Consider the following 22,128-nt stretch of genomic DNA (forward strand, 5'->3'; position numbering starts at 1 on the left):
TTCGGAGATCGGTGCATATAGGCATGCTCTTTGATGGAGGCGCCGGGGCCGTGACTGGCTCCGGCGCCTTTGCCTTTACAATGGGGGCATGGAACAGATTATTTTGAACATACTCGAGGCTCTGCGTCGCGGCGAGACCGTGGACGACAAGGCACTCGTCAAGCTGATACATGCCGAGGCGCGCCGTGAGGGCGCCGACAAACGCGATTTGGCCAAGCGCCGCCTGCTGCCGTTTTACCAGCGGGTGAAGCGCGAGGAGCCGGCTCGTTGGGCTGGATGGAATGTCGATGCCGATCTGGAACGCCAACTGCTGCAGGTGCTGCGTATGAAGCCGCGCCGAACGGCCTCGGGCGTGGCGACCATTACCGTCATCACCAAGCCCTGGCCATGCTCGGGCGATTGCCTGTTTTGCCCCAACGATCTGCGCATGCCCAAAAGCTACCTGCACGCCGAGCCGGCGTGCGCCCGTGCGGAGCAAAACTGCTTCGATCCGTATCTGCAGGTGAGCGCCCGTTTGACGGCGCTTTCGCAGATGGGGCATGCGACCGACAAGATCGAGCTCATCGTGCTCGGCGGTACCTGGAGCGACTATTCGCAAGGGTATCAGGCATGGTTTATGTCGGAGCTCTTCCGTGCGCTCAATGATGATGCGGTGGCGGGCGTGGCGGCAAACCCCATGTTGGCGCGTCCGGGCATCAGCCGTGCCGAGGCGGGGCGCCTGCTCGATGACGCTCCCGCCGATGCCCTGCCGCCGGTGGTAACAGAGCGCCGCGAGCGCTATCGGGCTGCCGGCATTGCGACAGACGAGGCCAAGCTCGCTGCCGGCGTTGCCGACGAGCAGGGGCGTGTGGATGCTGCCGTGGGCGGCTATAACCGCGCGGTGCGTTGTCTGTACGGCCCCGGCACGCCGTGGGGCGAGGTCGCCGAGTGGCAGGCGGCAACGATGGAGGAGCTTGAGCAGCAGCAACGCATCAACGAGACGGCGAAGCATCGCGTGGTGGGACTCGTTATCGAGACGCGCCCCGATGCTGTAACGCCGCAGGCGCTCACGCTCATCCGTCGTCTGGGCTGTACCAAGATCCAGATGGGCATCCAGAGCCTCGACCAGCATCTGCTCGATATCAACGAGCGTCGCATTTCGGTGGCGCAGATCGAGCGGGCGTTTTCGCTTGCGCGCCTGTTTGGCTTTAAGATCCACGCGCATTTTATGCTCAACTTGCTGGGCGCCACGCCCGAGGGGGACAAGCGCGACTACGAGCGCTTTATGACCGAAGGGGCCTTTATGCCCGACGAGGTCAAGGTTTACCCGTGTGCGCTCATCGAGGGCTCGCGTCTGGTGGGCTGCTACGAGCGCGGCGAGTGGCGCCCCTATACCGAGGAAGAGCTGCTCGATGTGCTGGCCGACGACATCGTGGTGACGCCGGCGTTCTGCCGCATCAGCCGTATGATTCGCGACTTTAGCTCCGACGATATCATGGTGGGCAACAAGAAACCTAACTTGCGCCAGCTCGTCGAGAATCGTTTGGCGGCCCGTGGCGAGGGCGCGACGGTGCGTGAGATTCGCTATCGCGAGATCAGCACGGCGGGTGCCGACTTGGATGAGCTATCTCTTGATGAGGAAGTAGCGTACGAGACGTCGGTGACTTACGAGCGCTTTTTGCAGTGGGTGACGCCGCGGGGCAAGATCGCGGGCTTTTTGCGGTTGTCGCTGCCCGATCGCGCTTTTGTTGCCGCACATGCGGACGAGCTGCCGACGATGCCGGACGAGGCGATGATTCGTGAGGTGCACGTGTATGGCATGGCGGCGCGCGTGGGCGATCAGGGCCAGGCAGCGCAGCACCATGGATTGGGACGTTTGCTCGTGGAGCGTGCGTGCCAGATAGCTCGGGACGCTGGCTATACGTACATCAACGTGATCAGCGCGATCGGTACGCGCGAGTACTATCGCCATCTTGGATTTTATGACCATGGCCTTTATCTGCAAAAGGAGCTCTAGATGAACAAGCCGAGTGTTTCTGCCGGCGTCGTTGCCGGCGTTGCTCTGGGAGCCGCGGCGCTTGGTGTGGCCGCTGTCGCTGTTCGTGCTGCCTGTCTGCAGGTCGCGAGGACCCGCAACGGGTTGGCACGTGTGAAGCGTGTGCACGACGAGAGCGGTGACGAGGTCCGCGTGCTCGTACAGGGCGGCGTCTACCAAAGCGCGAGCTATGTTGGCGATCGTTGGGCGGAGCCAGTCTTTGCGTACTATCGTGCATTTGACGATGTGTTTGAGGCTGAGGACGCAATGCGTGATGCTTACGGGCATGGTATCGACCGTATGCTCATGCTGGGCGGCGGCGGGTTTGCCTATCCCAAGTTTGCGCTGATGTCGCACGAGGGCCTGCGCATGGACGTCATCGAGTATGACGGAGAGATAACGCGCTTGGCGCGCCGTTGGTTCTATCTGGATGAACTGGAGCACGCGGTGGGCGATCGCCTGCGGGTGATTACCGCTGAGGCTCGCTCGTATCTGGGTGTGACGAGCGTGGGCCATCGTCGCTACGACGTGGTCGTGAGCGATTGCTTTGGCGGTGCCGAGCCCGTGCGCGAGCTGGCGACCGTTGAGGCGCTGTGCCTGGTGCGGGGCAGCCTGAACCCCGGGGGTATCTACGTGGCCAATATCGTGAGCGCAAACGAGGGGAGCGATGTGACGTTCCTTCGCGACTGCGCTGCCACGGCACTCGAGGTATTCGTCCACGCCTGGGTGGTCCCATGTGGCGATGCGAAGTTCAGCGGCGAGGAAAACTACCTGCTCATCGCCAGCGACGGCGACTACGCCTTTGCCGAAGCCGTGCCCTTCGACACCGACTTCCTCGGCACCGTCCTTCACGACAAGTAAGTCTCCCCGTCCCAAAAAAGACTGGTCTTAGGCGTGGTCGCGCCAGCCGTGAACGCGCTGCTTCATGCCCTCGATGTCGAGCACGCCTTCGGCAAAGCCCTTGCGCACGAGCTCTTCGGGAACAAACTCGTCGTAGCGGTCAAAGTAAGGCACCTCGCCAGGATAGACGAGCTCGATTGGATCGAAGTCCTTTTCGGCCTCGGCGGCGAGCACCTCAAAGAACGTCTCCTCGTCGGCCTTCATCTTAAACTGCATAAAGTACGGGCGTGACGGGTCGAGTCCGCGAAGGCCCAGCTCAGCGGCGCATTTGATTTTAAGCATGCGCTCGAGTGCTAGGAAGGCGTAGCTGCCCAACCAGGGGAAGAGCACCCAGGTGTCGCCACCCAGGTTGATGAGCGGCTTAGTTCCCGCGCCCGAAATCTCGGCGGTATGACGAGCCTGCGCCAAGCGAGCCCGTGCGTTACCCATAAGGTACGGATATACTGCGTGCTCAGTGAGCGCTTGGCGCATGCGCTCGAGCACATGCGTGTTAATGTCGCCGGGGCAGTCGCCAAAGTAGGCCGGCACCCGGCCCTTGACCTGCGTGGCAAAGACAGTGTGGCGCTTCCAGTCCACTTCCTCGACAATCCAGCAGTGTCCGGCGATGGCGATGCGCTCACCGGGCGGGGGCGGATTAACGATCGTGCCCAGCTCAGCCGATTCGCTCCGGACGGTAAACTCCTCGTTTTCCTGGAACACGGCGTAGAACTTAAAGTTGTTGATGATGCGCTCGCCCGCGAGACCCACGATGAGCCCGCCACCTTCGGTGACCTGGATATGGTCGATCTTAATGAGGTGACGTAGCAGCACACGGTAATCGTCTGCCGAGACACGGTGGAAATAGCTGAGCGTGAGCACGCGCTGGGCAAGTTCGGCCGGCGTGAGCTCGCCGGTGCTGGCGAGGGTCGACATAGTCTGGTGATAGAGCAGGCTGTAGGGGAGACGATCGAGCTCGGGTGGCTCGACCCACTTTTCCTCGCAATAGAGTTGTACGAGCGCGATACCCTGCAGGAGCTTCCAGGGAATGGTTTCGGGCATCATCGTGCGCGGCTCGGGCTCTTCCTCGCGCATGACAAACCACATCTCGGGCGGAAGATCGCGACGGCCTGTGCGCCCCATGCGCTGCAAAAAGGAGCTGACGGTAAACGGCGCGTCAATCTGGAAGGCGCGCTCCAGGCGGCCGATATCGATACCGAGCTCCAACGTAGAGGTGGTGACGGTTGTCTGCGTCTGCTCCTCGTCGCGCATGAGCTCCTCGGCCGTCTCGCGTAGCGATGCCGAAAGATTGCCGTGATGGATGAGAAAACGGTCGGGCTCGTGCCGGCTCTCGCAGTAGCTGCGCAGCATGGAGCACACGGCCTCTGCCTCCTCGCGCGAGTTGGCAAAGACCAGGCATTTGCGGCCGCGCGTATGCTCAAAGATATAGCCCATGCCGGGGTCGGCGTTGTCGGGCGCCGTGTCGGTGGGGTTGAGAAGCGCCTGCTCGGTCGCTCGTGGGATGTCGACTTCGCCCTCGGGGGCCGAGGAAGTGCGACGGTCTTTGGGAGCGGCCTTGTCCCGCGCCTGCTCACGACGTTGACGGTGTTCTTCCTGTGTAAGCTGTCCGCTGTGGCACATGTCTTGTCCGGATGCGGGCAGCGCCGCGGGCGCCGCCGTCTCAATACGCTCGCAAGCAAGCACCTCGGCTTCTTGTGGACCTGTGCCTACGAATCCTCGTTGCTGAGCCTGGGGGCCCGAGTTGTAGAAGTGCTCCATGGAGATGCGCCACACGCGGCGCGGTTCCTCAAAGCGGGGGATAACGCAGTCGCGCCCCGTTCCCTGCGAGAGAAAGGCGCCCGTGCGCTCGGGGTCGCCGATGGTGGCCGAAAGGCCAATGCGGCGGGGCTGCACGCCTGCCATGCGCGAGAGGCGCTCGATAAGACAGAGCGTCTGCCCGCCGCGGTCGCCGCGCATGAGCGAATGGACTTCGTCGATAACCACATAGCGCAGGTCGCAAAACATGCGCGGGATCGCCATGTGCTTATGGATCAGGAGCGCCTCGAGCGACTCGGGCGTAATCTGTAGGATGCCGCTCGGTTTTTTGATGAGTTTGGCCTTGTGTGATTGCGAGACATCGCCATGCCAGTGCCAGACGGGGATATCGGCTTCTTCGCACAGGTCGTTGAGGCGGACGAATTGGTCGTTGATGAGCGCCTTGAGGGGGCCAATGTAGAGGGCGCCCACGCTTGCGGGCGGGTTCTCCCAAAACTCGGTCAGGATGGGAAAGAAGGCTGCCTCGGTTTTGCCGGAAGCCGTGGATGCCGTCAGGAGCACATTATCTTGCGTGTTAAAGATGGCATCAGCTGCTGCAACCTGGATAGAGCGTAGGCTCTCCCAATCGTGGGAGTAGATGAAGTCTTGGATAAACGGGGCGTAGCGGTCAAAGGCGTTCACGGGGCCTCCTTTCAACAACGAATCTCTCAACGCGGCTGGCAACGGCTTGCTGCATTACTGCTTCAACGTTTGCCCAGATAAAACCTGCCAAAATAAACCTGTCCCTTTTTGGTAGGTTAGATGGTGAACTCGGCGAAGTTGCGGTCGCCGCCTGCGGTGCCGGTGTCGCCTGTTGCGGCTGCCGGCGCCAGCGCGTCGCCGCCGACGCTTTGCAGCAGCTCGGCCACATTTGCATCGGGGTTCTGACACAGGATATCGAGCAGCTCGATAAAGTCACGGATGACCTCACGCGGCGTCAAGTGCGTATCGGCTCCCACGCGGCCGAACTCAATCTTGAGAAAGTCCACCAAGTCGTTTTCGGCAAGCGTGGGCGTCCAGCCAAAGTAGCCGGCATGGATCTGCATGAGTTTTTCGATGAGCACCAGTAGCTCCTCGTAGGTGAGTGGCTGCAGGCGGATGATGGGCGCGAGCATGTCCTTAAGGTCTTCGCGCGCAAAGCGGCCCTGAGCGAGTCGGCTGCGCAGGGCCTCGTAGGAGAACACGCCGCGGCGGCGGTCTTCGATGGAGGTTGGCGTGCCACCCATGATCATGCCCAGGTACTGCGCCTTGCCCTGGAGCGTGTCGTTGTACATGGTCAGGATCTTCTCGTAGTTGTATTGGCGCGTGATGGCGTTGGGAATCTTATACAGATTCACGAGCTCGTCGATGAGCACCAGCATGCCCTTGTAGCCGCTGCAAACCAAAAAACGCGCGATGAGTTTGACGTAGTCGTACCAGTCGTCATCGCTGATGATGGTCGAGGAGCCCAGCTCGGCGCGTGCCTCGCTCTTGGTGCGGTATTCGCCGCGAATCCATTTGGTCACGCGGCTCATGGTCTCTTCGTCGCCCCCGGATGCGGCCATGCGATAGCGGCGGAGCATGCGGGTGAAGTCGAAGCCGTGGACCATTTCCTCGAGCGGGGCCAGTTGGGCATTGACGACCGACTCGTCGACGTCGGCGCACGAGGCGACCCAGCGATCAAGAATAAGGTTGAGCGCACCGCCTTCGGGGCGCGTCTTGGTCGATATATTGCGTATGAGCTCGCGGTAGGTGGCAAGGCCCTGCCCCTGCCCGCCCTGCAGACGGCGCTCGGGGGATAAGTCTGCATCGGCGACGACGAATCCCTCGCCCATGGCATGCGTTCGGATGGTTTGGAGCAAAAAGCTCTTGCCGGCGCCGTAGCGACCGACCAGGAAGCGGAAGCTCGCCCCACCGTCGGCGATGAGACTCAGATCGGTGAGCAGGGCGCGGATCTCGACCTCGCGCCCTACGGTAATGTAGGGAAGGCCGATGCGCGGGACCACGCCGCCCTTGAGCGAGTTGAGAATGACGGCAGCGACGCGCTTGGGCACGCGGGGTGCTGCGGATGCGGTATCACTCATGGTCTAGGTATCCTCTCACGTCTGCTTCGTAGTCCTCGATAATCTGCGGCCCTGCCGCGCTAAATTCAATTACGGTGTCGCCCACCAGGTCAAAGAGCGCCTCGTTGATGGTATCGACGAGCATGTCCTCGCTCTGCTCCGATTGCACTACCGCCGATTCCGCCTGTACTGCGTTGTGCTCGAGCAGCGCGCGGAGATAGGCGTCTGCGGCGAGCGCGAGTTCGTTCGTGGCGTCAGCGGGCGCAGCAGCTGCGAACGCGGGCGTCGGCGCGAGAAGCGGTGCCACGACACCAAACTGTTCGGCGGATATGGTCGGCTCGTCGGCCTCGTCCTGCCGAATGGGTGCCGCGACTGGTTCGACAATCGCGTCGGCTACGGGCTCGGCTTCCGGTTGCCCTGAGTCCGTTGCCTCGGCTTCTGCGGACGCGCCATCCTCGCGTTCCTCATCGATCAAAAGCGCTTCGCGCGTTTGCGCAGCGGCGTTCCGAATGTGCCCCAGCTGGCTCAGATCGATATCGATTTTGACGGGCTGGTGTGCGGCGTCCCACGAAAGCCATGCCACAATCTCGTCATCGATAATCTTGGCCAGATATTTGGGGACCTTTTCTTCCTTAAGGGGGTGGGCAGGGTCCAGGGCCAGGCGCAGGCGTTGGTCGCAGGCGCGCATCATTTCACCGAGCTTGCTGCTCTTTTGCCTACTACCATGGATGCGCATGCATTCCCAAAAGCCGTTTTGGCAACGGTAGATATGGATAGGATCCAGGCGGTATTCGCAGTCCTCGTGGCGCTCGGGCGCAAAGAATACGGCCGAGGCAAACATGGTGTAGGGCATGGCCGTCTCCTCCCCAAATAAACTTGCCACGATGCCGGTCTTTCGGTGCGTGTCATAGTAGCGCGCCATGCGGACATACACGGCGCACGCCACGTGGCGCAGATCGCGGTGGTGGCTGCGGTCGAGCCGCGAGCTACTTAGGTTGTACGTGGAGAGGGCGTTGATGGCGGCCATGAGTCGCTCCTCGCGCACCTCATCGGGCGGAAGGGGGAGCGTGGGCTCGGAGGTTTTGCGACGCTTAGGGGTCTGGCCGGACGGTGCCGGTACAAGGTCTCGTGCCGCGCGCCGCAGTTCGATAAGGGCGTTATCGAACATGACGGTTTTAGAGTCGCGAAGCAGCTTGGGGTCGAGCCCGTGGAACACGGCGTAATCTTGCAGCCACACGCGCGCAAACCGGTCGATGCCGGGCTCGAAGGCGCGATAGACATCCCAAAAAGCCTTGATCTTGTTAAAACCATCGAGTGGATTATCTACGCCAATGCCGCAGATCAGCTCATAGAGATACAGAAAGGCAAAGGACGTAGACGTTTCCTCGACGGTTCCGCGGCGCACTTGGGCACGCCAGGTAAAGTAGCCGCGCAGTTGCCGGTCGCTCATGGCGTTGTAGGTGGGAAAGTACGACTTAAAGGTGCCGTTGTAGGGACAGTCGTCCTCAAAGTCGGCCATCAGCAGGCCCTGGCGGTAAAAAAGCTCGGCTTCCGAAAGCCAGCGGCCCGCACCGCCCTTGGGGTCATCCTGCCAGCGCGATATCTCGCGCATTTTACGGTACTGGTCGGGGAGGAAATTCTGCATCTGTCGGCCGGTTTTGAGAATCGGCTCGTCTGCGTAGGTTTCGTTTGAGAAGCGGGCGGACTGATGGGTCCGGGCCTCGGCCATAATGCGCTCGATGAGCATCTTGATGTCCTGGTCGGCCACCGCTCCTCCTCTCGAACGCAGCTACGGTGACCTCATATCATAGCACAGCATCAAACAGATGTTCGAGATACCGCTGCGTTGATAGATTTAGAACAGGAGGGCGTATATGACGGCGATGACGACGGAGGGAAGCATATTGGCCGTGCGGAAGGTCTGAGGACGGATGAGGTTGACGCCGACGCAGAAGATGAGCATGGAGCCTACGAGCGAAAGGCTGTTGAGGGCTGCTGTGGTCATGATGGGGGAGAGCGCGCCGGCAAACAACGTGATCGTCCCCTGGAACACGGCGACGGGCAGGGCGGAGAAGATGCAGCCGCGGCCAAGCGAGGCCGTCATGGTGCAGACGATGATGCAGTCCAGTGCGCCCTTGAGGGCAAGCGTTGACCAGTCGCCGAGCAGGCCGTCCTGGATCGATCCCACAATGGCCATGGCGCCGATGCACACGGTGAGTGAAGTCGAGACAAAAGCGTTGGTGAACTCGTTATCGCCCTCACTGCCAGTCTTGCGCTTGAGCCATTCGCCAAGGTTCTCGATGGAGGCCTCCAAGTTGATGGCCTCGCCGATGAGCGAACCGAGCGCAAATGAGACGATGAGCATGGTGGTACCGGTGGTCGCTAGCGCCTTTCCATCGATGATGAGCATCTTTTGCATGGTGCCGCCCAGGCCGATAAACAGGACGCACAGCCCCGATGCTTTCATGAGCGTGTCTTGGATGCGCGGTGTAATGAAGCGGCCGCCCGCTAATCCCAAAAGACCGCCCGCAACTAAAAGCGCAACGTTGATGATTGTTCCCAAGCCCGGCATGAGCCCTCCTGTATTGATGCCAACGTGGCAATCGTAGCAGAACGAAATGCGAGGCACATCGCGACTCATCTAATACGTTATATAAGTGGTATTAGGAATGATGCGCAGCATTTAAGCCTCAGGTGGTTGTCGGGACATAGGGATAGTAGTCAAAGCGCAGTGTCATAAGCCGCTGTGGGGATTCAATAGCCGCGGCGATGATATTGGCATCGCGGGCACGATCAAACCCTTCGAGTTCGATCTGATACGAGACGTCTTGCATAATGTCCAGACGTCGCCAGGCTAGAAGTGTGTCGCCATCGAATTCCAAGGTCTTGCCTCCGTCTGGGGCAACGGCGTATAAACGCAGTTTAGCGGTGGTTGCAGGGTCGACAACCGTGACCTTTTTAATTTCGTTTCGAGTATTCTTGGCGCCCAACAAGGTGAGCAGTGTTGGGGCCACGACCTCGCCTGATGGCAAAAAGACGACTTCGATGGATTCGGGAAATGCGATGATGGCCGACTTGCGGACGGGCTGATTGGCGGCGGCAACTTCGATGTTTGCAGCATCGATGACCTCTGTGTGGTCGAGGGCGGCAAGCACGCAGCAGTTACCTTCATCGATCTCCTGAGGATCAGCAAGTCCCAGACTGTCCGCGAGCTCGGGATCGTTTGGACCGGTAGCGGGCTCATTCGGTGCTTCGAAAGAAGCTGGGACGCTGTTTGTCGGCGACGGCGTGTCGCCCGCACCTGCTTCTTTGTCCGTGCTCTCTTCTTGTATGGTTGCGTTGATGGGTTCGTCGTTTGAGGGGAGCGTCTTGGCGTCAAGCGCGGAGGGGACAATCCCGATGGCTCCGGATCCGTTCCACTCCATTTCGAGAAGCGCCGGGTCGGCAAGAATGCGTTGCCTGCTTTGCGCGTGGGCATCGATTTCAATAGGGCCTGCCTCTATCCCTCGTGTAAGGCTGAGTGATCCGGCTGACTTCTCGAAATGAGCGTCTGTGTCTTTGGTGCTGACGGCGTAGAACAGCAGGGATGCTTCTCCCGCCGCGATGGCATCGGTGCCCGCCTTGGTCAGCCGCAGCGATGCCGTGAATGAGAGGGTGGGCTGCACATCGTCTGCATTCGCGGCGGCGCAGCCCAGACATATACCGCCTCCTTTCTCGAAAAACGCACCGTCGAAGGCGACCTTCGCTCCGTTCGCCGAGTCATCGACCGAAGCGATATCGATGCGCAACCCCAAATCGCACGGATCGCCATCTGCATCGAGCACAATCGAGCGCCATGTGCAGACGGCGCACCCCGCCTGGGAGCCGTTTGCCTTGTTCGAACGATTGATATCCACGACTATCGAGCCGTCCGTATTACGACGAAGGCATCCCGAGGTTGAGATTGCGGCCTGTGCGAACGAAAAACGCTTGCACGCAATGGCGCTCGACGGATTTGGTGCGGAGCTTAGGGCTGCTGGTAAGGAGTCTGCCATGACGGGAGTCGCCCAAGCGGCGACAGGCGTTCCGGTTGCGAGCGCGCCGCAGAGTGCGACGACGGGCAAAAGGTTCTTCGATGCCATGGGGTCTCCTTAGCTAATTTAGTGCGGCCTGTCCGTGTTTCGTTTCTGGCTGCGTTTGATGTGCAGACCGAGGCCGGCGGTTCCCGCACCTGCTGCCGTGGCGCCTGCTGCCAAGAGCCATCGTCTGTCGTCTGTCTGTGCCAACGGTTCCTTGCAGTTGCCGCGGTCGAGCTCCGAGAGGTCGACCGTCACTTGCGTGGCGGCCTGCGCCTGTTCTTGCTGGGCAAAGGCCATGGCTGGCCCAAACGCTAGGATACTGACGGCGGCCAGGGCGACGGCCTTATGCCGTGTGCGCACCGGGCTCGACCGTCCAGGTGATCGTTGCAACCTGATCGCCTTCGCCGGTTACGCGGAAGATGTCGCGCGTGACGCGGGCGACGTTTCCGCTTGTCTTGAGCTTAATTTTGTCCGTGCCGCCGGCAATGCCCTGGTAGCCCATGTCGAAGGCTGCATTCTTGGAAAGATCGAGGCCCGTCTCCTGCATTGCGGCGCTGGCGTTCTGGAGTGCGCCGTCGGGGCCGACCTTAAAGTCGATGGAATTCTGCGCGGTTCCGGCCTTGGCGTCGGCGGCAATGGTCCAGGTGTTCATGGCGTCGATCTTCATGTTGGTGACATGGATGCCGTAGGCCGAATGATTGTCGATGGTGGTCGCGTCTTCTGAGGGGCCCTGAAGCGTGCCGTCGGCCTTGGCGACGAAGGGAATAACCGTCGGAACTTTGAACTCTACGTTGTCGATCTCGGTCCTGACCATTACTTTCGTGGTTCCAACGCGCCCGGCTGCCAGAGCTGGCGTCGGGGCGGCGCCCATTGCGAGCGCGAGCGCGAGCCCTGCGCCCACGACGAGCGCTCTGGCTCCGTTCATGTTCCTGGTGATGTCCATGGTCGTTCCTTTCTATTCGCCGCGGGCCGTCCCCGCGATGATTGGACGAATGCTGGTGAATTGCGTGCGGTGTCGCGTCGGCCGAAAAAGCTAGTTCTCGGCTTGCTCAACCCGTACCTTGACACGTGTCGGATTGCCGTGGCTGTCGAGGGTCTTGGCATCGAGTGCCTGGATCTCGATGTATGCCTCTCCTTCTTTGATGTCGCCGGCGGGGCACGTCTCGATTGTCTTGCCGGTCTCGACCACACCGGATTCGTACATGGTCTCGTCGTTTTGGATGACGCGGAATCGCTGGGGAAATTTATTGTCTTGGACGTTTTGCACGTTGACGCGCAGCTTGCCGTCCTCCTGTAGCTGAGCGACCGGCGCGACCGAAATCGTCATCATGTTGTCGCGGACGATGGCATCGAGCTCATCTTGGATTTCTTGTCGCGATTTACCCTCTGCCGTCGTGACTGAGGCGCCCGCTTCGGGCACGGGCTGCGACTGCCAGGCGTATAGCCCTACGGCGATGAGGGCGCAGGCGATAGCCAGGCAGACAACGACGAGTTTCTTGCGACGCCCCAGTCCTGCGAGGCGGGGCGGCTTCTTCGCACTCATGCGGCGTCCTTGGTGGTGTAGACACGTGCGAACGTGGACGGGTCCGCTCCAAAGAGCATGTGAAGCATCAGGCGGCGCGAGTAGATGAGCTCGTCAAAGTCGTGAGGGAGCTCGATGTCGTGGATACGCGCGATGTGGTGGGCGAGCGCCGAGAACGACTCGGGGTCGCAGATAACATCGGTGGTGACGTGGTAGACCGCCGTATCGGGGAACGCCTCTTCGTCGAAAGGCAGGAGATAGGGATCGTCGTCGACCTCGATGGCGACGCCGTACTGGGGCCAGTAATATGCCATGGGAACCTCCCTGCTTCTGGGGCCAAAACTTCTATCGGTTTTGGCTGTCGACGCCGACCGTATCAGCCGCTACTTGACCAATTTCTGACCAAATGCTTGACGGATTGACATCTCCGCAGGTAAAAGGTGGAAAAATTACTTCAACTTTTTTCGAGCGACAATCGAGCGGTCGGCGACGGCGGGGCGATATGTGTCAAAAGCATCGTCTGCCGAGGAAGCCTTGCCGTTCGCCGAATTGCACAAACGTAAAAATCGCCAATTATGGAGACGGTCTCGAACACGTCGACGAAACGATGCGGTAACATCTCCCTGCAAACACTGTAGTTAGCTAAAGGGGGAGTTCGCGTGTCTGCAACCATTAAACCCTTCACCGATGAGTTCGAAGAGTATGGCCGCGATGAATCTCGCGCATCGGGCGAAGCATCGAGCATCTCGTTTCCGACAACGGAAGACGAGGTCCGTGCCATTTTGGAAACGCTCCATGCCGAGCGTGTCCCGGTAACGGTTCAGGGCGCCCGAACCGGCCTTGCCGCCGGTGCCGTGCCCCACGGTGGGCATATCCTCAATACTTCCCGTATGAATCGCTACTTGGGCCTTCGCCGCGATGAACAAGGCCAATTTCTGCTGCGCGTGGAGCCGGGCGTTGTGCTCTCGGAGCTGCGTAAGCAGCTGAGCAAGAAGGTACTGCCGACCGCTGGTTGGGACCAGGCATCGCTTGAGGCCTACGAGGAGTTCCAAGAGTCCCCCGAGCAGTTCTTTCCCACCGATCCCACTGAGGCATCTGCCTGTCTGGGCGGCATGGCGGCATGCAACGCCTCCGGCGCCCGCAGCTACGCTTACGGCCCCATGCGCCCGCATATCACGGGACTCCACGTCGCGCTGGCTGATGGCGATTTGCTTGAGCTTCAGCGCGGCGAGGCTTTTGCCCAGGGCCGCCACCTGTCGCTCGTGACGGCAGAGGGTCATACATTCGAGCTTGTTCTTCCTGACTACACCATGCCCAAGACCAAAAATGCCTCGGGGTATTTTGTTGCGGACGATATGGACGCCATCGATCTTTTTATCGGTGCGTGCGGCACGCTCGGCGTCATTACCGAGCTCGAGATCGCCCTGCAGGCGGCACCTTCGGTCGTATGGGGTGTGAGTTGCTTTTTCGATAGCGAAGACAAGGCCGTGTCCTTTACCGATTCCGTGCGTCCCGTGCTGTCCCATGCCGCCGCTATTGAGTATTTCGATGCTGGCGCCCTGGATATCCTGCGTCGCCAGCGCGAGCAGTCGACAGCGTTTGCCTCGCTGCCGGCGCTCGACAAAGAGGCCAAGGTATGTGTCTACGTGGAGCTCGATTGCGATGACGAGGCGCAGGCGACCGAGGAGCTGTACCACTTGGGATGGGTGCTGGAGCTTGCGGGCGGCCGCGACGATGCGACATGGGTCGCCCGCAACGAAGTCGATCGCGAGTGCCAGCGGTTCTTCCGCCACGCGGTGCCCGAGAGCGTCAACATGCTCATTGACGAGCGTCGCCGCACCGACCCCACCATTACCAAGCTGGGATCGGATATGTCGGTGCCCAATGCACGCCTTGCCGATGTCGTGGCCCTCTATCGCCGCACGCTGGCCGAAAGCGGGCTTGAGTCTGCTGCCTGGGGACACATCGGGAACAACCATCTGCATGTGAACATCCTGCCGCGCGATGCGCAAGACTACCGTCGTGGTGGAGAGCTCTTTGCCCAGTGGGCTTCCGAGGTCACGGCCATGGGCGGTGCCGTTTCTGCCGAACACGGCGTCGGCAAGATCAAGGCGGGCTTCTTGGAGACGATGTACGGCCACGAGGCCATGGTCGAGTCGGCGCGTCTCAAACTCCAGCTTGATCCTGCCGGCCAGCTGGGTCGCGGCAACCTGTTTACGGAGAAGCTCTTGGATGAACTCGTCCAGAAAGGGGGCGCGTGAAGATGAGTGATTTCCATATGGTGGTGTGCGTCAAGGCGGTGCCCGGAAGCACCGAGGTCAAGATGGACCCCAAGACCAATACTATCGTGCGTGATGGCAAGCAGGCGGTCATTAATCCCTTCGATGCAAGTGCTCTCGAATGTGCGCTAGCGCTGAAGGACGACTTTATCGGCTTTGGCATGGACGTGCGTGTGACGGTGGTGTCGATGGGCATCCCCGCGACCGAATCGCTGCTGCGCGACTGCATCGCCCGCGGTGCCGACGACGCGCTGCTGCTGACCGACCGAGCCTTTGCGGGCGCCGATACCCTAGCCACCACCTATGCCCTCAAATGCGGCATCGAGGCACTCGATGAGGACTTTGACCTGATCATCTGCGGCAAGATGGCAGTGGACGGCGATACGGCCCAGATCGGCTCCGAGCTGGCCGGCGCCTTTGGGGTCCCCTGCGTGACCGACGTGAGCTGTGTGCAGAGCGCGGGATTTACGACGTGTGGCTCGCTGGCGCTCGTTCACGGCTGCGATGCCGGCGAGGAGACGGTGTACCTGGAGATGCCGTGTGCGATGACGACTGCCAAGGAGATTGGCCAGCTGCGCATGCCGAGTATTGCCGGTATTCGCGCGGCCGAGGATGCAGACGTGCGCGTGGCCAGCGCTGCCGACGTAAACGCCGATCCTTCGCGTTGCGGCCTTGCCGGATCACCGACGCAGGTCGTGCACTCGTTTGTGCCCGACCGTGACCAAACGTGCGAGGCCGTTGAGGGAACGGCGTCCGAGCAGGCGGTAAAACTTGCCAAGATTATCGAGGGGATGGCATAGATGAGCGGGCTGATTATCGATAGCGAAGCCTGCATCGGCTGTGGTCGCTGCGTTCGCGCCTGCGCCTCGGGCGGCATTGTGGTGGAGGGCGAGCGCCCCAATCGCTGTGCCCGCGTAACCGACGGCTGTATCCTGTGCGGCGGGTGCGTCGACGCCTGCCCCGTCAACGCCATCTCGATTGAGCGCGACGAGGCCGCCGGCGCGGCAGACCTTGACGCATATCGAGACATCTGGATCTTCGTGCAGACTGACGAGCACGATGCCGTTGCATCCGTGGCCTTCGAGCTCATGGGCAAGGGACGCGAGCTTGCCGATGCCCGCGGCTGCCGTCTGGTGGCACTGGTCGGCATGAGCCCCGAGGGCTCACTCGGGGACCTGGAGCATCTGACTTGCGCCGGTGCGGACGAAGTTCTGGTCTGTCGTGACGAGCGCCTGCGTCAGAACGACGCGGAGGTCTACGCCCGCTTGATCTGCGATTTGGTAGCCGAGCGCAAGCCCGAGGCCATCCTGTACGGCGCGACCGCCTTTGGTCGCGAGCTGGCGCCCGGTGTGGCCGTGCGCTTGCAGACGGGTCTTACGGCCGATTGCACGGTGCTTTCTATGGATACGGAGACGGGTCTGCTGCAGCAGACACGCCCGGCGTTTGGCGGCAACCTGATGGCCACCATTATCTGCCCCAACCACCGTCCTCAGATGGTAACGGTGCGCCCCGGCATCTTTAAGGCGCCCGAGTTTGACTATAGCCGCTCCGGCACGATTACCCAGGTAGTGCTTGCGGATGACGTTAAGGCCCGCGTCGAGATCTCGATTCCCGCCGAGGAGTGGGGACAGCAGGCCTCAATTGCCGATGCCGAGCGTCTGGTCGTGGTGGGCCGCGGCATCGGCTCCAAGAAGAATCTGCCCCTGATGCGAAAGCTCGCCGATGCCCTGGGTGCCGAGCTTGGTTGCACGCGTCCCATTGTGGAGGCAGGCTGGTTGGAGTATCGCCACCAAATTGGCCAGACGGGTGTATCGGTCTCGCCCAAGCTCCTCGTGAGCATCGGTGTCTCGGGCGCTATCCAGCATCTCGCCGGCATCGGTGGGGCGGAGTGCATTGTCGCCATCAATGAGGACCCGGATGCCCCCATCTTCGGTGCTGCCCAGTATAAGGTCGTCGGCGATGCCGTTGAGATCGTTGAGGAGCTGCTGGCTCAGCTTGAGCGCTAAGCGCGCGTCAGCCAGTCGCGCATCTCGTCCTTTAGGCGGCTCCAGGTTGCCTGCGTGGCGGGGTTGGTAAAGGGCCGCGTAATGCCAAAGGGCGCATCGAGCAGGCGGTGGATATCGCCCTGTTCGCGCGCCAGCGCGCGGCTCGCTGGATAGACGAGCTCAAACATAAAGCAGATGAGTCCCACCAGGTAGTCTGCGGGCTCATCGCGCTCATCGCGTGCGACGCAGCGGTGCTCGTCAAAGGCGGTAAGCGCCGGTGCCGAGAAGTGGCTGGCGAGAAATGCGTCCTCATCCACCTTGAGGATGGTCTCGACGGTGCTGTCGGCGATGGTGCGCATAATGTCGATCTTGTCACCATCGCGCACGATATCGCAGAAGCTCCGCGTACGCTCGTCGAGCTGCGCGGGTAGACGAAAATCGCTGTGATAGGCAATGCTCGCTCGGATGAGCTCATCTTCTGCCGGGTCATCGATAAAGTCGCGGATGCTCGTTACGGCGGGTGCATCGGCGGGATTCTCGCCAAAGAGGACCTCGATGCCCAGCGCTGCATGGCTCATGCTCTCGGCGTCCTTAAAGGTGTCCCAGCGCCGCAACTGCTCAAAGCGGCCCATATCGTGTAGCAGGCCGCAAAGCCATGCCAGGTCAATATCTTCTGACGACCAGCCCTGCTCGCGTGCTACGGCATCGCATGCCTCGGCCACGTGGTACGTATGCTCGAATTTGAGCGCGATGCGTGGGTTAGTGGCGTCGTAGGCATCGGTGTAGCTTTTGAAGGCCGCGCGCGCCCGGTCTCGATCGATAGCTGTCATAATGACTTCCTAAAAAGTTGTGTCTTTCGATCCGGTGGCAATTGTAGGTGAACTCGGTTGCTGTCGGATGATGATTCTGCCGTGTCGCTACATGCGGCTCGGAGACCTTGTCAGGATGAGAAGCGTATGGTGCTCAAAATCGTTAGAACCGTCTGGCCAGTGATGCTTACCTATGTTGCAATAGGCGCGCCGTGCGGAATGATCATGGGGCAGACGGGAATGGAACCCTGGATGGTCTTTGCTCTGAGCAGCACGTTCGTGACGGGCAGCGGGCAGTTTATGATCTGCAATCTGTGGCTGGCAGGTGTGCCTGCGGCGTCGATCGTCGCGAGCGTTGCTGCCATCTCCTCGCGCTTTGCGCTTTACTCGGCATCGATCACGTCGCATCTGACGGGTGCCTCGAAGAGTCAGACGCTGGCTGTTGCCGCGACACTTACCGAGGAGGCATATGGCATCTCGCTTGCCAAGTTGGTTGAAGGGGAGGATTGGGGCCCGCGCGAGTCCTTTGTGCTCAACGTGATCCTTATCGCAACATGGGGCGTATCGTGTACGACGGGCGCCATCGTCGGCGCCGTTGTCGATGTTCCCACCGCCATTGCAGCCTTTGTCTGCACCTCGCTCTTTATCTGCCTGCTCTTTTCGCAGCGGCTGTCGCGCGGCAACGTTGTCGCGGCGGTTTCGGGCGCGGTGTCCGTCGCCGTATGCAAGTTCTTGGGCCTCGTGAATATTGCCGTGCCGGCAAGCGTCGTGGTCGGCATTACCATTGCGCTGGCGTGCGATGCTGTATTTGACGGAAGAGGTGCCCGCGATGCCCGTTAACGAGTTCTTGGTTCTGTGGCTGTCGTCGTGGGCTGCTATCGCGTTCTTTCGCATCGCGCCGGCGTTCGCCTTGTGCGGGCGGACCCTGTCGCCCCGTATTACCGAGGCCCTGGGCTATATCCCGCCCGCTGCCTTTGCCGCGCTGGTCGCCAACGACTTGGTGAGTCCCGGCGCGTTCGACGCGGGGCTCTGGCCTGCCTTGGTTCCCTGGATTGCGGCCGCCAGCGTCGTGGTCGTGGCGGTCAAGACAAAATCGATGCTGTGGTGCTGCGTCTCGGGCATCGTACTCTATATCGTCTTGAGCCTTATATAGGGGTGGCGTCGCGGGCGCCGAATCTCGTTCCATCCCAACTTGTCGAGTTTTTCACCGAGCTGGTCTATTTCTTCTGGTACCATGGTCAAACTTTACTGTAGCAAAGCGTGACGTGGGCTTTTGTACCCCGTCAGCGGAAATGGGGGTTTCATGGCACAGGAAGCAACCGCCAACGAGCAAAAGAAATTCAAGGTCCCGCGCATCCCGGGCGACATCATGATTTATCCGATGATCGTCGGTCTTTTGCTCAACACCTTCTGCCCGCAGGTTTTTGAGATTGGCGGATTCTTTACGGCTGCCTGCCGCGGTGGCTCCAATACCATCGTCGCCGCGATCCTGCTGTTTGTGGGCGCCGGCATCAGCTTTAAGTCCACGCCGGGCGCTATCAAGACCGGCATCGTCGTGCTGATTCCCAAGCTGGTCGTCGCAGCGGCTCTCGGCCTGGGCGTGGCATATTTCTTTAACGACAACTTCCTGGGTCTGAGCTCCGTGTCTATCATCGGCGGCATCACGTTTTGCAACATGGCGCTCTATACGGGCATCATGGGCGAGTTCGGTGATGAGTCTGAGCAGGGCGCCGTCGGTATCCTGTTCTTTACGGCCGGCCCCGCCGTCACGATGATCATCCTCGGTGTTTCCGGCCTCGCCAACATTCCCATTGGCACCATTATCGGCTCCATCTTGCCACTCGTTATTGGCATGGTTCTGGGCAACCTGTTCCCGTTTATCAAGAACCTGCTGGTTCCCGGTGCCAATCCCGCGATTGCCGTCATCGGATTTCAGCTCGGTGCGTCCATGAGCCTGTCGAGCTTTATCACCGGCGGTATTTCCGGCATCTTGCTGGGCCTTGTCACGCTGTTTGTCGTCGGTCCCATCACCTTTGCGTTCGAGCGTCTGTGCGGCGGCAATGGCAAGGCCGCTGTGGCTTGCTCCACCATTGCCGGCACGGCTATGACCACACCGGTTGCCCTCGCCGAGGTCGCACCGCGCTACGCCGAGCTTGCGCCCACCGCGTACGCTCAGATCGCCACCGCCGTTATCATCACGGCGATCATGGCTCCGATTCTGACTGGCTGGGTCGACAAGAAGTTCTGCCAAGGCAAGGATGATCTGTCGCCTGTCGGTGTCGAGGCCATAGAGGAGGCCGTCGCGACTGACATCGATGGCGAGTAGCAATCGATACCCATCAATGATGCCGGCGTGTGCAATTCGCGCCGTATGGGCGCCCGAACAGAAACTGTTTTGCAGTGATGTTCGGGCGCTCTGCTATTATCCCCTTTACCCCTGTGGAGTAAAGGGGTGTTTATTGCCCTGATTCGAATTGGGCGATTCTGACCACTTGGGTATTGAAGGGATGGCGCTAGTGGTTAAGGCACTCAAGATTGAGATATTCGTGCTATGCATGATTGTTCTTATCGGGCTTGCCGTGCGAAGTCGTCGCTCCTTGTTCTCGAGCACCCAGCAGCTATTGTTTAGCATGCTTGGCTACACCTCTGCCGCGTACATATTATTCGATATGATCTGGACGCTTTCGGACGGTGTGGACGGCACGTTGGGCATTGCTGCCAACTGGATTTCCAACGCGGTTTCGTTTTCGCTCTTTGCTATCGCGTGTCTCATTTGGTTTATCTATTCCGAGACGGTGCAGGGTTCTCGCCTTTTGACCTCGCGCTATAGGGTGGTGCTTGTAGCGTTGCCTACGGCTCTGGTGGTCGTGCTGGCGTTTACCAGTTACTGGACGCACGCCCTGTTCTATATCGATTCGCAGGGCGTGTATCGTCGCGGCTTTGCCTATATGATCCAGCCCATCGTCAGCTACTGTTACGTTATACATACGTCCCTGCATGCATTTGTGCAATCTCGCAGGGTCGAGAGCCTGCAGACGAAGGCCATCTATCGAACCTTGGCATTTTTCGCCATTCCGGCCCTGGTGGGCGGTACCTTTCAGGTCGTATACTCGGTGCCCGGCCTTTGTGTCGGCATAATGATTAGCATGTTGCTGCTCTACATCATCTACCAGGAGCAGCTCATCTCGACCGACCCGTTGACTGGACTTAACAATCGCAACCGTTTTGAGACCTATATGCTGTCGCTCTTCTCAAATGTGGATCAGGCCGAAGATGTATATCTGCTTATGATGGACGCCGACGGCTTTAAGCAGATTAACGATCGCTATGGGCATGTGGAGGGCGACCATGCTCTTCAGGTCATATCCGCTGCGCTCAAAGAAGTCTGCTCGGCGTCTGGCGGCTTTATCGCACGTTATGGTGGCGATGAGTTCGTGGTGCTCCAAAAGGCAGTGGCGGAACAGGATATCATGCATCTGTGCGCGACAATCAACGATGAGCTCGCGCGCGCCGAGGTTCCGTATCTGTTGCGGATGTCCATCGGCTACGCACGGGTCGGTGATGGCGTCGATACCTGGCAAGACTTGTTTCGTGCTGCCGACGCGGAGCTCTACCGCGTAAAGCGCGAGAAGAAGAAAGCCGGCGCCCAGATACGCTAGAAAAAGGGCGCACGCTGGCGGGCGTGGCGGCCCTCGGCTCTCCGATGTACTCCATTAAGCTAAAGCATGTGAACCCCCTCTGCTAAATAGGGGTAGTTCGTTAGACCTTTTTGGGCCTGTTGACGATGATGATGCCGCCGCAGACCAACAGCAGGGCAACAAGTACGGTAACAGGGCTCGTGCCAGCGCCCTCGCCGAGCAGCAGAGCGCTCAACAGTACGCCAAAGACTGGATTCATAAAGCCAAAGACCGACACACGGCTGACGGGGTTGACGGCAAGCAGACGCGACCATAGCGAGTACGCGACGGCGGAAATGAGTGCCATATAGATAATGAGTGCGATGGCGGGGATGATCGCGGTGGGGGAGAGCGCGCCGCCCATCAAAAACCCGATGGTGGTAAGGACCAAACCTCCGACTAAAAACTGCCAGCCGGCGAGCAAGACGCCGTCATGCTTGCGCGAGAAGATGCCGATCAGGCAGGTCGAAAGAGCACCCGCGACAGTGGAGGCTAGGATAAAGCCCTCGCCATCGAGCCTGAAGCCAAAGGTGCCATCTGCGCCCGAGAGGTTGACGAGCGCGACGCCGGCAAAGCCCAGCGCACAGCCAAGCACCTTGGCCGTATTGAGCTTCTCGGTGTGAAATGCCAGGGCGGCAAAGAGGATTGCGAGGAAGTTGGCGCTGGCCTCGATGATGGAGCTCGACATGGCGCTGGCGCGCGAGAGGCCCAGATAGAAAAAGAAGTACTGCCCGATAGTCTGGAAGAGCGACAAGACAAAGATGGGCTTGATGTCGCGAGCCTGCGGAATGAGGGGGCGGCGCTGGGCCGCACTCATCCCAACGATAACCAGGGCGCCGGCAAGCGTGAAGCGCAAGCCCGCAAAGAGCAGCTGCGAGGCGCTATCGTGCGCCGGGATACCAAAGAGTGCGTAGCCGATCTTGATGCAGGGAAAGGCCGATCCCCAGAGCGCGCAACAAACAAGACAGCCCAGGATGAGTCCGGGCAGGGTGGCGAGATACGGCTTGCGGCTTTCCATGATGTCCTTCCTGCATGCGCGAAGCAAAAAAGA

The 22,128-nt window shown here is 60.4% G+C and carries 20 protein-coding genes; 9 read left to right on the forward strand and 11 right to left on the reverse strand.

Going from position 1 to position 22,128, the window contains the following annotated elements:
• Positions 1-88: 88 nt before the first annotated feature.
• Positions 89-1,996 carry an elongator complex protein 3 gene (locus tag DW661_RS01375; RefSeq protein ID WP_118934252.1) on the forward strand — a complete coding sequence of 636 codons (1,908 nt, stop codon included), beginning with the start codon at positions 89-91 and terminating at the stop codon, positions 1,994-1,996.
• Positions 1,997-2,875 carry a spermidine synthase gene (locus DW661_RS01380; protein ID WP_118934254.1) on the forward strand — a complete coding sequence of 293 codons (879 nt, stop codon included), beginning with the start codon at positions 1,997-1,999 and terminating at the stop codon, positions 2,873-2,875. It abuts the gene before it with no gap.
• Positions 2,876-2,902: 27 nt separating this feature from the next.
• On the opposite strand, the gene DW661_RS01385 is transcribed toward DW661_RS01380, so the two are convergent.
• From DW661_RS01385 to DW661_RS01425, 9 genes are all read right to left on the reverse strand, one after another.
• Entirely contained in the window at positions 2,903-5,347 is a 2,445-nt protein-coding gene (locus DW661_RS01385) for a DEAD/DEAH box helicase (RefSeq protein WP_118934256.1), read from the reverse strand.
• 116 nt (positions 5,348-5,463) lie between these two features.
• A complete protein-coding gene (locus DW661_RS01390) occupies positions 5,464-6,768 on the reverse strand; it encodes an ATP-binding protein (protein ID WP_118934258.1) in 1,305 nt (434 codons plus the stop codon).
• Positions 6,761-8,515 (reverse strand): TerB N-terminal domain-containing protein, encoded by a 1,755-nt coding sequence (locus DW661_RS01395; RefSeq protein ID WP_233547430.1) that lies wholly within the window; start codon positions 8,513-8,515, stop codon positions 6,761-6,763. Before DW661_RS01395 ends, DW661_RS01390 begins: the two co-directional genes overlap by 8 nt.
• Positions 8,516-8,602: 87 nt before the next feature.
• On the reverse strand, positions 8,603-9,319 hold the full coding sequence (locus DW661_RS01400) for a DUF554 domain-containing protein (RefSeq protein WP_187361837.1): 717 nt from the start codon (positions 9,317-9,319) through the stop codon (positions 8,603-8,605).
• Positions 9,320-9,437: 118 nt separating this feature from the next.
• Positions 9,438-10,868 carry a hypothetical protein gene (locus DW661_RS01405; RefSeq protein ID WP_117645731.1) on the reverse strand — a complete coding sequence of 477 codons (1,431 nt, stop codon included), beginning with the start codon at positions 10,866-10,868 and terminating at the stop codon, positions 9,438-9,440.
• An 18-nt stretch (positions 10,869-10,886) separates the two neighbouring features.
• Entirely contained in the window at positions 10,887-11,102 is a 216-nt protein-coding gene (locus tag DW661_RS01410) for a hypothetical protein (protein ID WP_147325188.1), read from the reverse strand.
• Positions 11,103-11,148: 46 nt separating this feature from the next.
• The gene (locus tag DW661_RS01415; protein ID WP_089573324.1) at positions 11,149-11,748 is read right to left on the reverse strand and encodes a hypothetical protein; all 600 of its coding nucleotides are present in this window, start codon (positions 11,746-11,748) and stop codon (positions 11,149-11,151) included.
• 90 nt (positions 11,749-11,838) lie between these two features.
• The gene (locus DW661_RS01420; RefSeq protein ID WP_117629648.1) at positions 11,839-12,348 is read right to left on the reverse strand and encodes a hypothetical protein; all 510 of its coding nucleotides are present in this window, start codon (positions 12,346-12,348) and stop codon (positions 11,839-11,841) included.
• Positions 12,345-12,641 carry a hypothetical protein gene (locus DW661_RS01425; RefSeq protein WP_089573322.1) on the reverse strand — a complete coding sequence of 99 codons (297 nt, stop codon included), beginning with the start codon at positions 12,639-12,641 and terminating at the stop codon, positions 12,345-12,347. The genes DW661_RS01420 and DW661_RS01425 overlap by 4 nt, the downstream gene beginning before the upstream one ends.
• Positions 12,642-12,986: 345 nt before the next feature.
• Here DW661_RS01425 and DW661_RS01435 point away from each other — a divergent pair, with 345 nt between their 5' ends.
• Genes DW661_RS01435 through DW661_RS01445 form a run of 3 tightly spaced genes read left to right on the forward strand, consistent with a single transcriptional unit; the run spans position 12,987 to position 16,612 of the window.
• Positions 12,987-14,588 carry an FAD-binding oxidoreductase gene (locus tag DW661_RS01435; protein ID WP_118934260.1) on the forward strand — a complete coding sequence of 534 codons (1,602 nt, stop codon included), beginning with the start codon at positions 12,987-12,989 and terminating at the stop codon, positions 14,586-14,588.
• 2 nt (positions 14,589-14,590) lie between these two features.
• Positions 14,591-15,406 carry an electron transfer flavoprotein subunit beta/FixA family protein gene (locus tag DW661_RS01440; RefSeq protein WP_117803727.1) on the forward strand — a complete coding sequence of 272 codons (816 nt, stop codon included), beginning with the start codon at positions 14,591-14,593 and terminating at the stop codon, positions 15,404-15,406.
• Positions 15,407-16,612, forward strand: a complete 1,206-nt coding sequence (locus DW661_RS01445; RefSeq protein WP_117803726.1) for an electron transfer flavoprotein subunit alpha — start codon at positions 15,407-15,409, stop codon at positions 16,610-16,612.
• Here the strand turns inward: DW661_RS01445 and DW661_RS01450 are convergent.
• A complete protein-coding gene (locus tag DW661_RS01450) occupies positions 16,609-17,421 on the reverse strand; it encodes an HD domain-containing protein (RefSeq protein ID WP_117842910.1) in 813 nt (270 codons plus the stop codon). The two genes, DW661_RS01445 and DW661_RS01450, sit on opposite strands and share 4 nt — an antisense overlap.
• 162 nt (positions 17,422-17,583) lie before the next feature.
• Between DW661_RS01450 and DW661_RS01455 the strand changes: the two genes are divergently transcribed.
• From DW661_RS01455 to DW661_RS01470, 4 genes are all read left to right on the forward strand, one after another.
• On the forward strand, positions 17,584-18,240 hold the full coding sequence (locus DW661_RS01455; protein ID WP_158565488.1) for an AzlC family ABC transporter permease: 657 nt from the start codon (positions 17,584-17,586) through the stop codon (positions 18,238-18,240).
• The gene (locus DW661_RS01460; RefSeq protein WP_118934262.1) at positions 18,230-18,553 is read left to right on the forward strand and encodes an AzlD domain-containing protein; all 324 of its coding nucleotides are present in this window, start codon (positions 18,230-18,232) and stop codon (positions 18,551-18,553) included. The genes DW661_RS01455 and DW661_RS01460 overlap by 11 nt, the downstream gene beginning before the upstream one ends.
• A 150-nt stretch (positions 18,554-18,703) precedes the next feature.
• A complete protein-coding gene (locus tag DW661_RS01465; RefSeq protein ID WP_118934264.1) occupies positions 18,704-19,726 on the forward strand; it encodes a 2-keto-3-deoxygluconate permease in 1,023 nt (340 codons plus the stop codon).
• A gap of 190 nt (positions 19,727-19,916) precedes the next feature.
• Entirely contained in the window at positions 19,917-21,059 is a 1,143-nt protein-coding gene (locus DW661_RS01470) for a diguanylate cyclase (protein ID WP_158568398.1), read from the forward strand.
• 100 nt (positions 21,060-21,159) lie between these two features.
• Here the strand turns inward: DW661_RS01470 and DW661_RS01475 are convergent, their stop codons facing one another.
• Positions 21,160-22,095, reverse strand: a complete 936-nt coding sequence (locus tag DW661_RS01475) for a DMT family transporter (RefSeq protein ID WP_118934269.1) — start codon at positions 22,093-22,095, stop codon at positions 21,160-21,162.
• Positions 22,096-22,128 lie beyond the last annotated feature (33 nt).

Source organism: Collinsella sp. AM24-1 (assembly GCF_003470325.1).
Taxonomy (GTDB): domain Bacteria; phylum Actinomycetota; class Coriobacteriia; order Coriobacteriales; family Coriobacteriaceae; genus Collinsella.

What these genes read in the sequence shown, in the direction of transcription:
- DW661_RS01375 (WP_118934252.1), top strand. Translation starts at nt 89, where the DNA reads ATGGAACAGATTATTTTGAACATACTCGAGGCTCTGCGTCGCGGCGAG.
- DW661_RS01380 (WP_118934254.1), top strand. Translation starts at nt 1,997, where the DNA reads ATGAACAAGCCGAGTGTTTCTGCCGGCGTCGTTGCCGGCGTTGCTCTG.
- DW661_RS01390 (WP_118934258.1), bottom strand. Translation starts at nt 6,768, where the DNA reads ATGAGTGATACCGCATCCGCAGCACCCCGCGTGCCCAAGCGCGTCGCT.
- DW661_RS01400 (WP_187361837.1), bottom strand. Translation starts at nt 9,319, where the DNA reads ATGCCGGGCTTGGGAACAATCATCAACGTTGCGCTTTTAGTTGCGGGC.
- DW661_RS01405 (WP_117645731.1), bottom strand. Translation starts at nt 10,868, where the DNA reads ATGGCATCGAAGAACCTTTTGCCCGTCGTCGCACTCTGCGGCGCGCTC.
- DW661_RS01410 (WP_147325188.1), bottom strand. Translation starts at nt 11,102, where the DNA reads ATGGCCTTTGCCCAGCAAGAACAGGCGCAGGCCGCCACGCAAGTGACG.
- DW661_RS01415 (WP_089573324.1), bottom strand. Translation starts at nt 11,748, where the DNA reads ATGGACATCACCAGGAACATGAACGGAGCCAGAGCGCTCGTCGTGGGC.
- DW661_RS01420 (WP_117629648.1), bottom strand. Translation starts at nt 12,348, where the DNA reads ATGAGTGCGAAGAAGCCGCCCCGCCTCGCAGGACTGGGGCGTCGCAAG.
- DW661_RS01425 (WP_089573322.1), bottom strand. Translation starts at nt 12,641, where the DNA reads ATGGCATATTACTGGCCCCAGTACGGCGTCGCCATCGAGGTCGACGAC.
- DW661_RS01440 (WP_117803727.1), top strand. Translation starts at nt 14,591, where the DNA reads ATGAGTGATTTCCATATGGTGGTGTGCGTCAAGGCGGTGCCCGGAAGC.
- DW661_RS01445 (WP_117803726.1), top strand. Translation starts at nt 15,407, where the DNA reads ATGAGCGGGCTGATTATCGATAGCGAAGCCTGCATCGGCTGTGGTCGC.
- DW661_RS01450 (WP_117842910.1), bottom strand. Translation starts at nt 17,421, where the DNA reads ATGACAGCTATCGATCGAGACCGGGCGCGCGCGGCCTTCAAAAGCTAC.
- DW661_RS01455 (WP_158565488.1), top strand. Translation starts at nt 17,584, where the DNA reads ATGCTTACCTATGTTGCAATAGGCGCGCCGTGCGGAATGATCATGGGG.
- DW661_RS01460 (WP_118934262.1), top strand. Translation starts at nt 18,230, where the DNA reads ATGCCCGTTAACGAGTTCTTGGTTCTGTGGCTGTCGTCGTGGGCTGCT.
- DW661_RS01465 (WP_118934264.1), top strand. Translation starts at nt 18,704, where the DNA reads ATGGCACAGGAAGCAACCGCCAACGAGCAAAAGAAATTCAAGGTCCCG.
- DW661_RS01475 (WP_118934269.1), bottom strand. Translation starts at nt 22,095, where the DNA reads ATGGAAAGCCGCAAGCCGTATCTCGCCACCCTGCCCGGACTCATCCTG.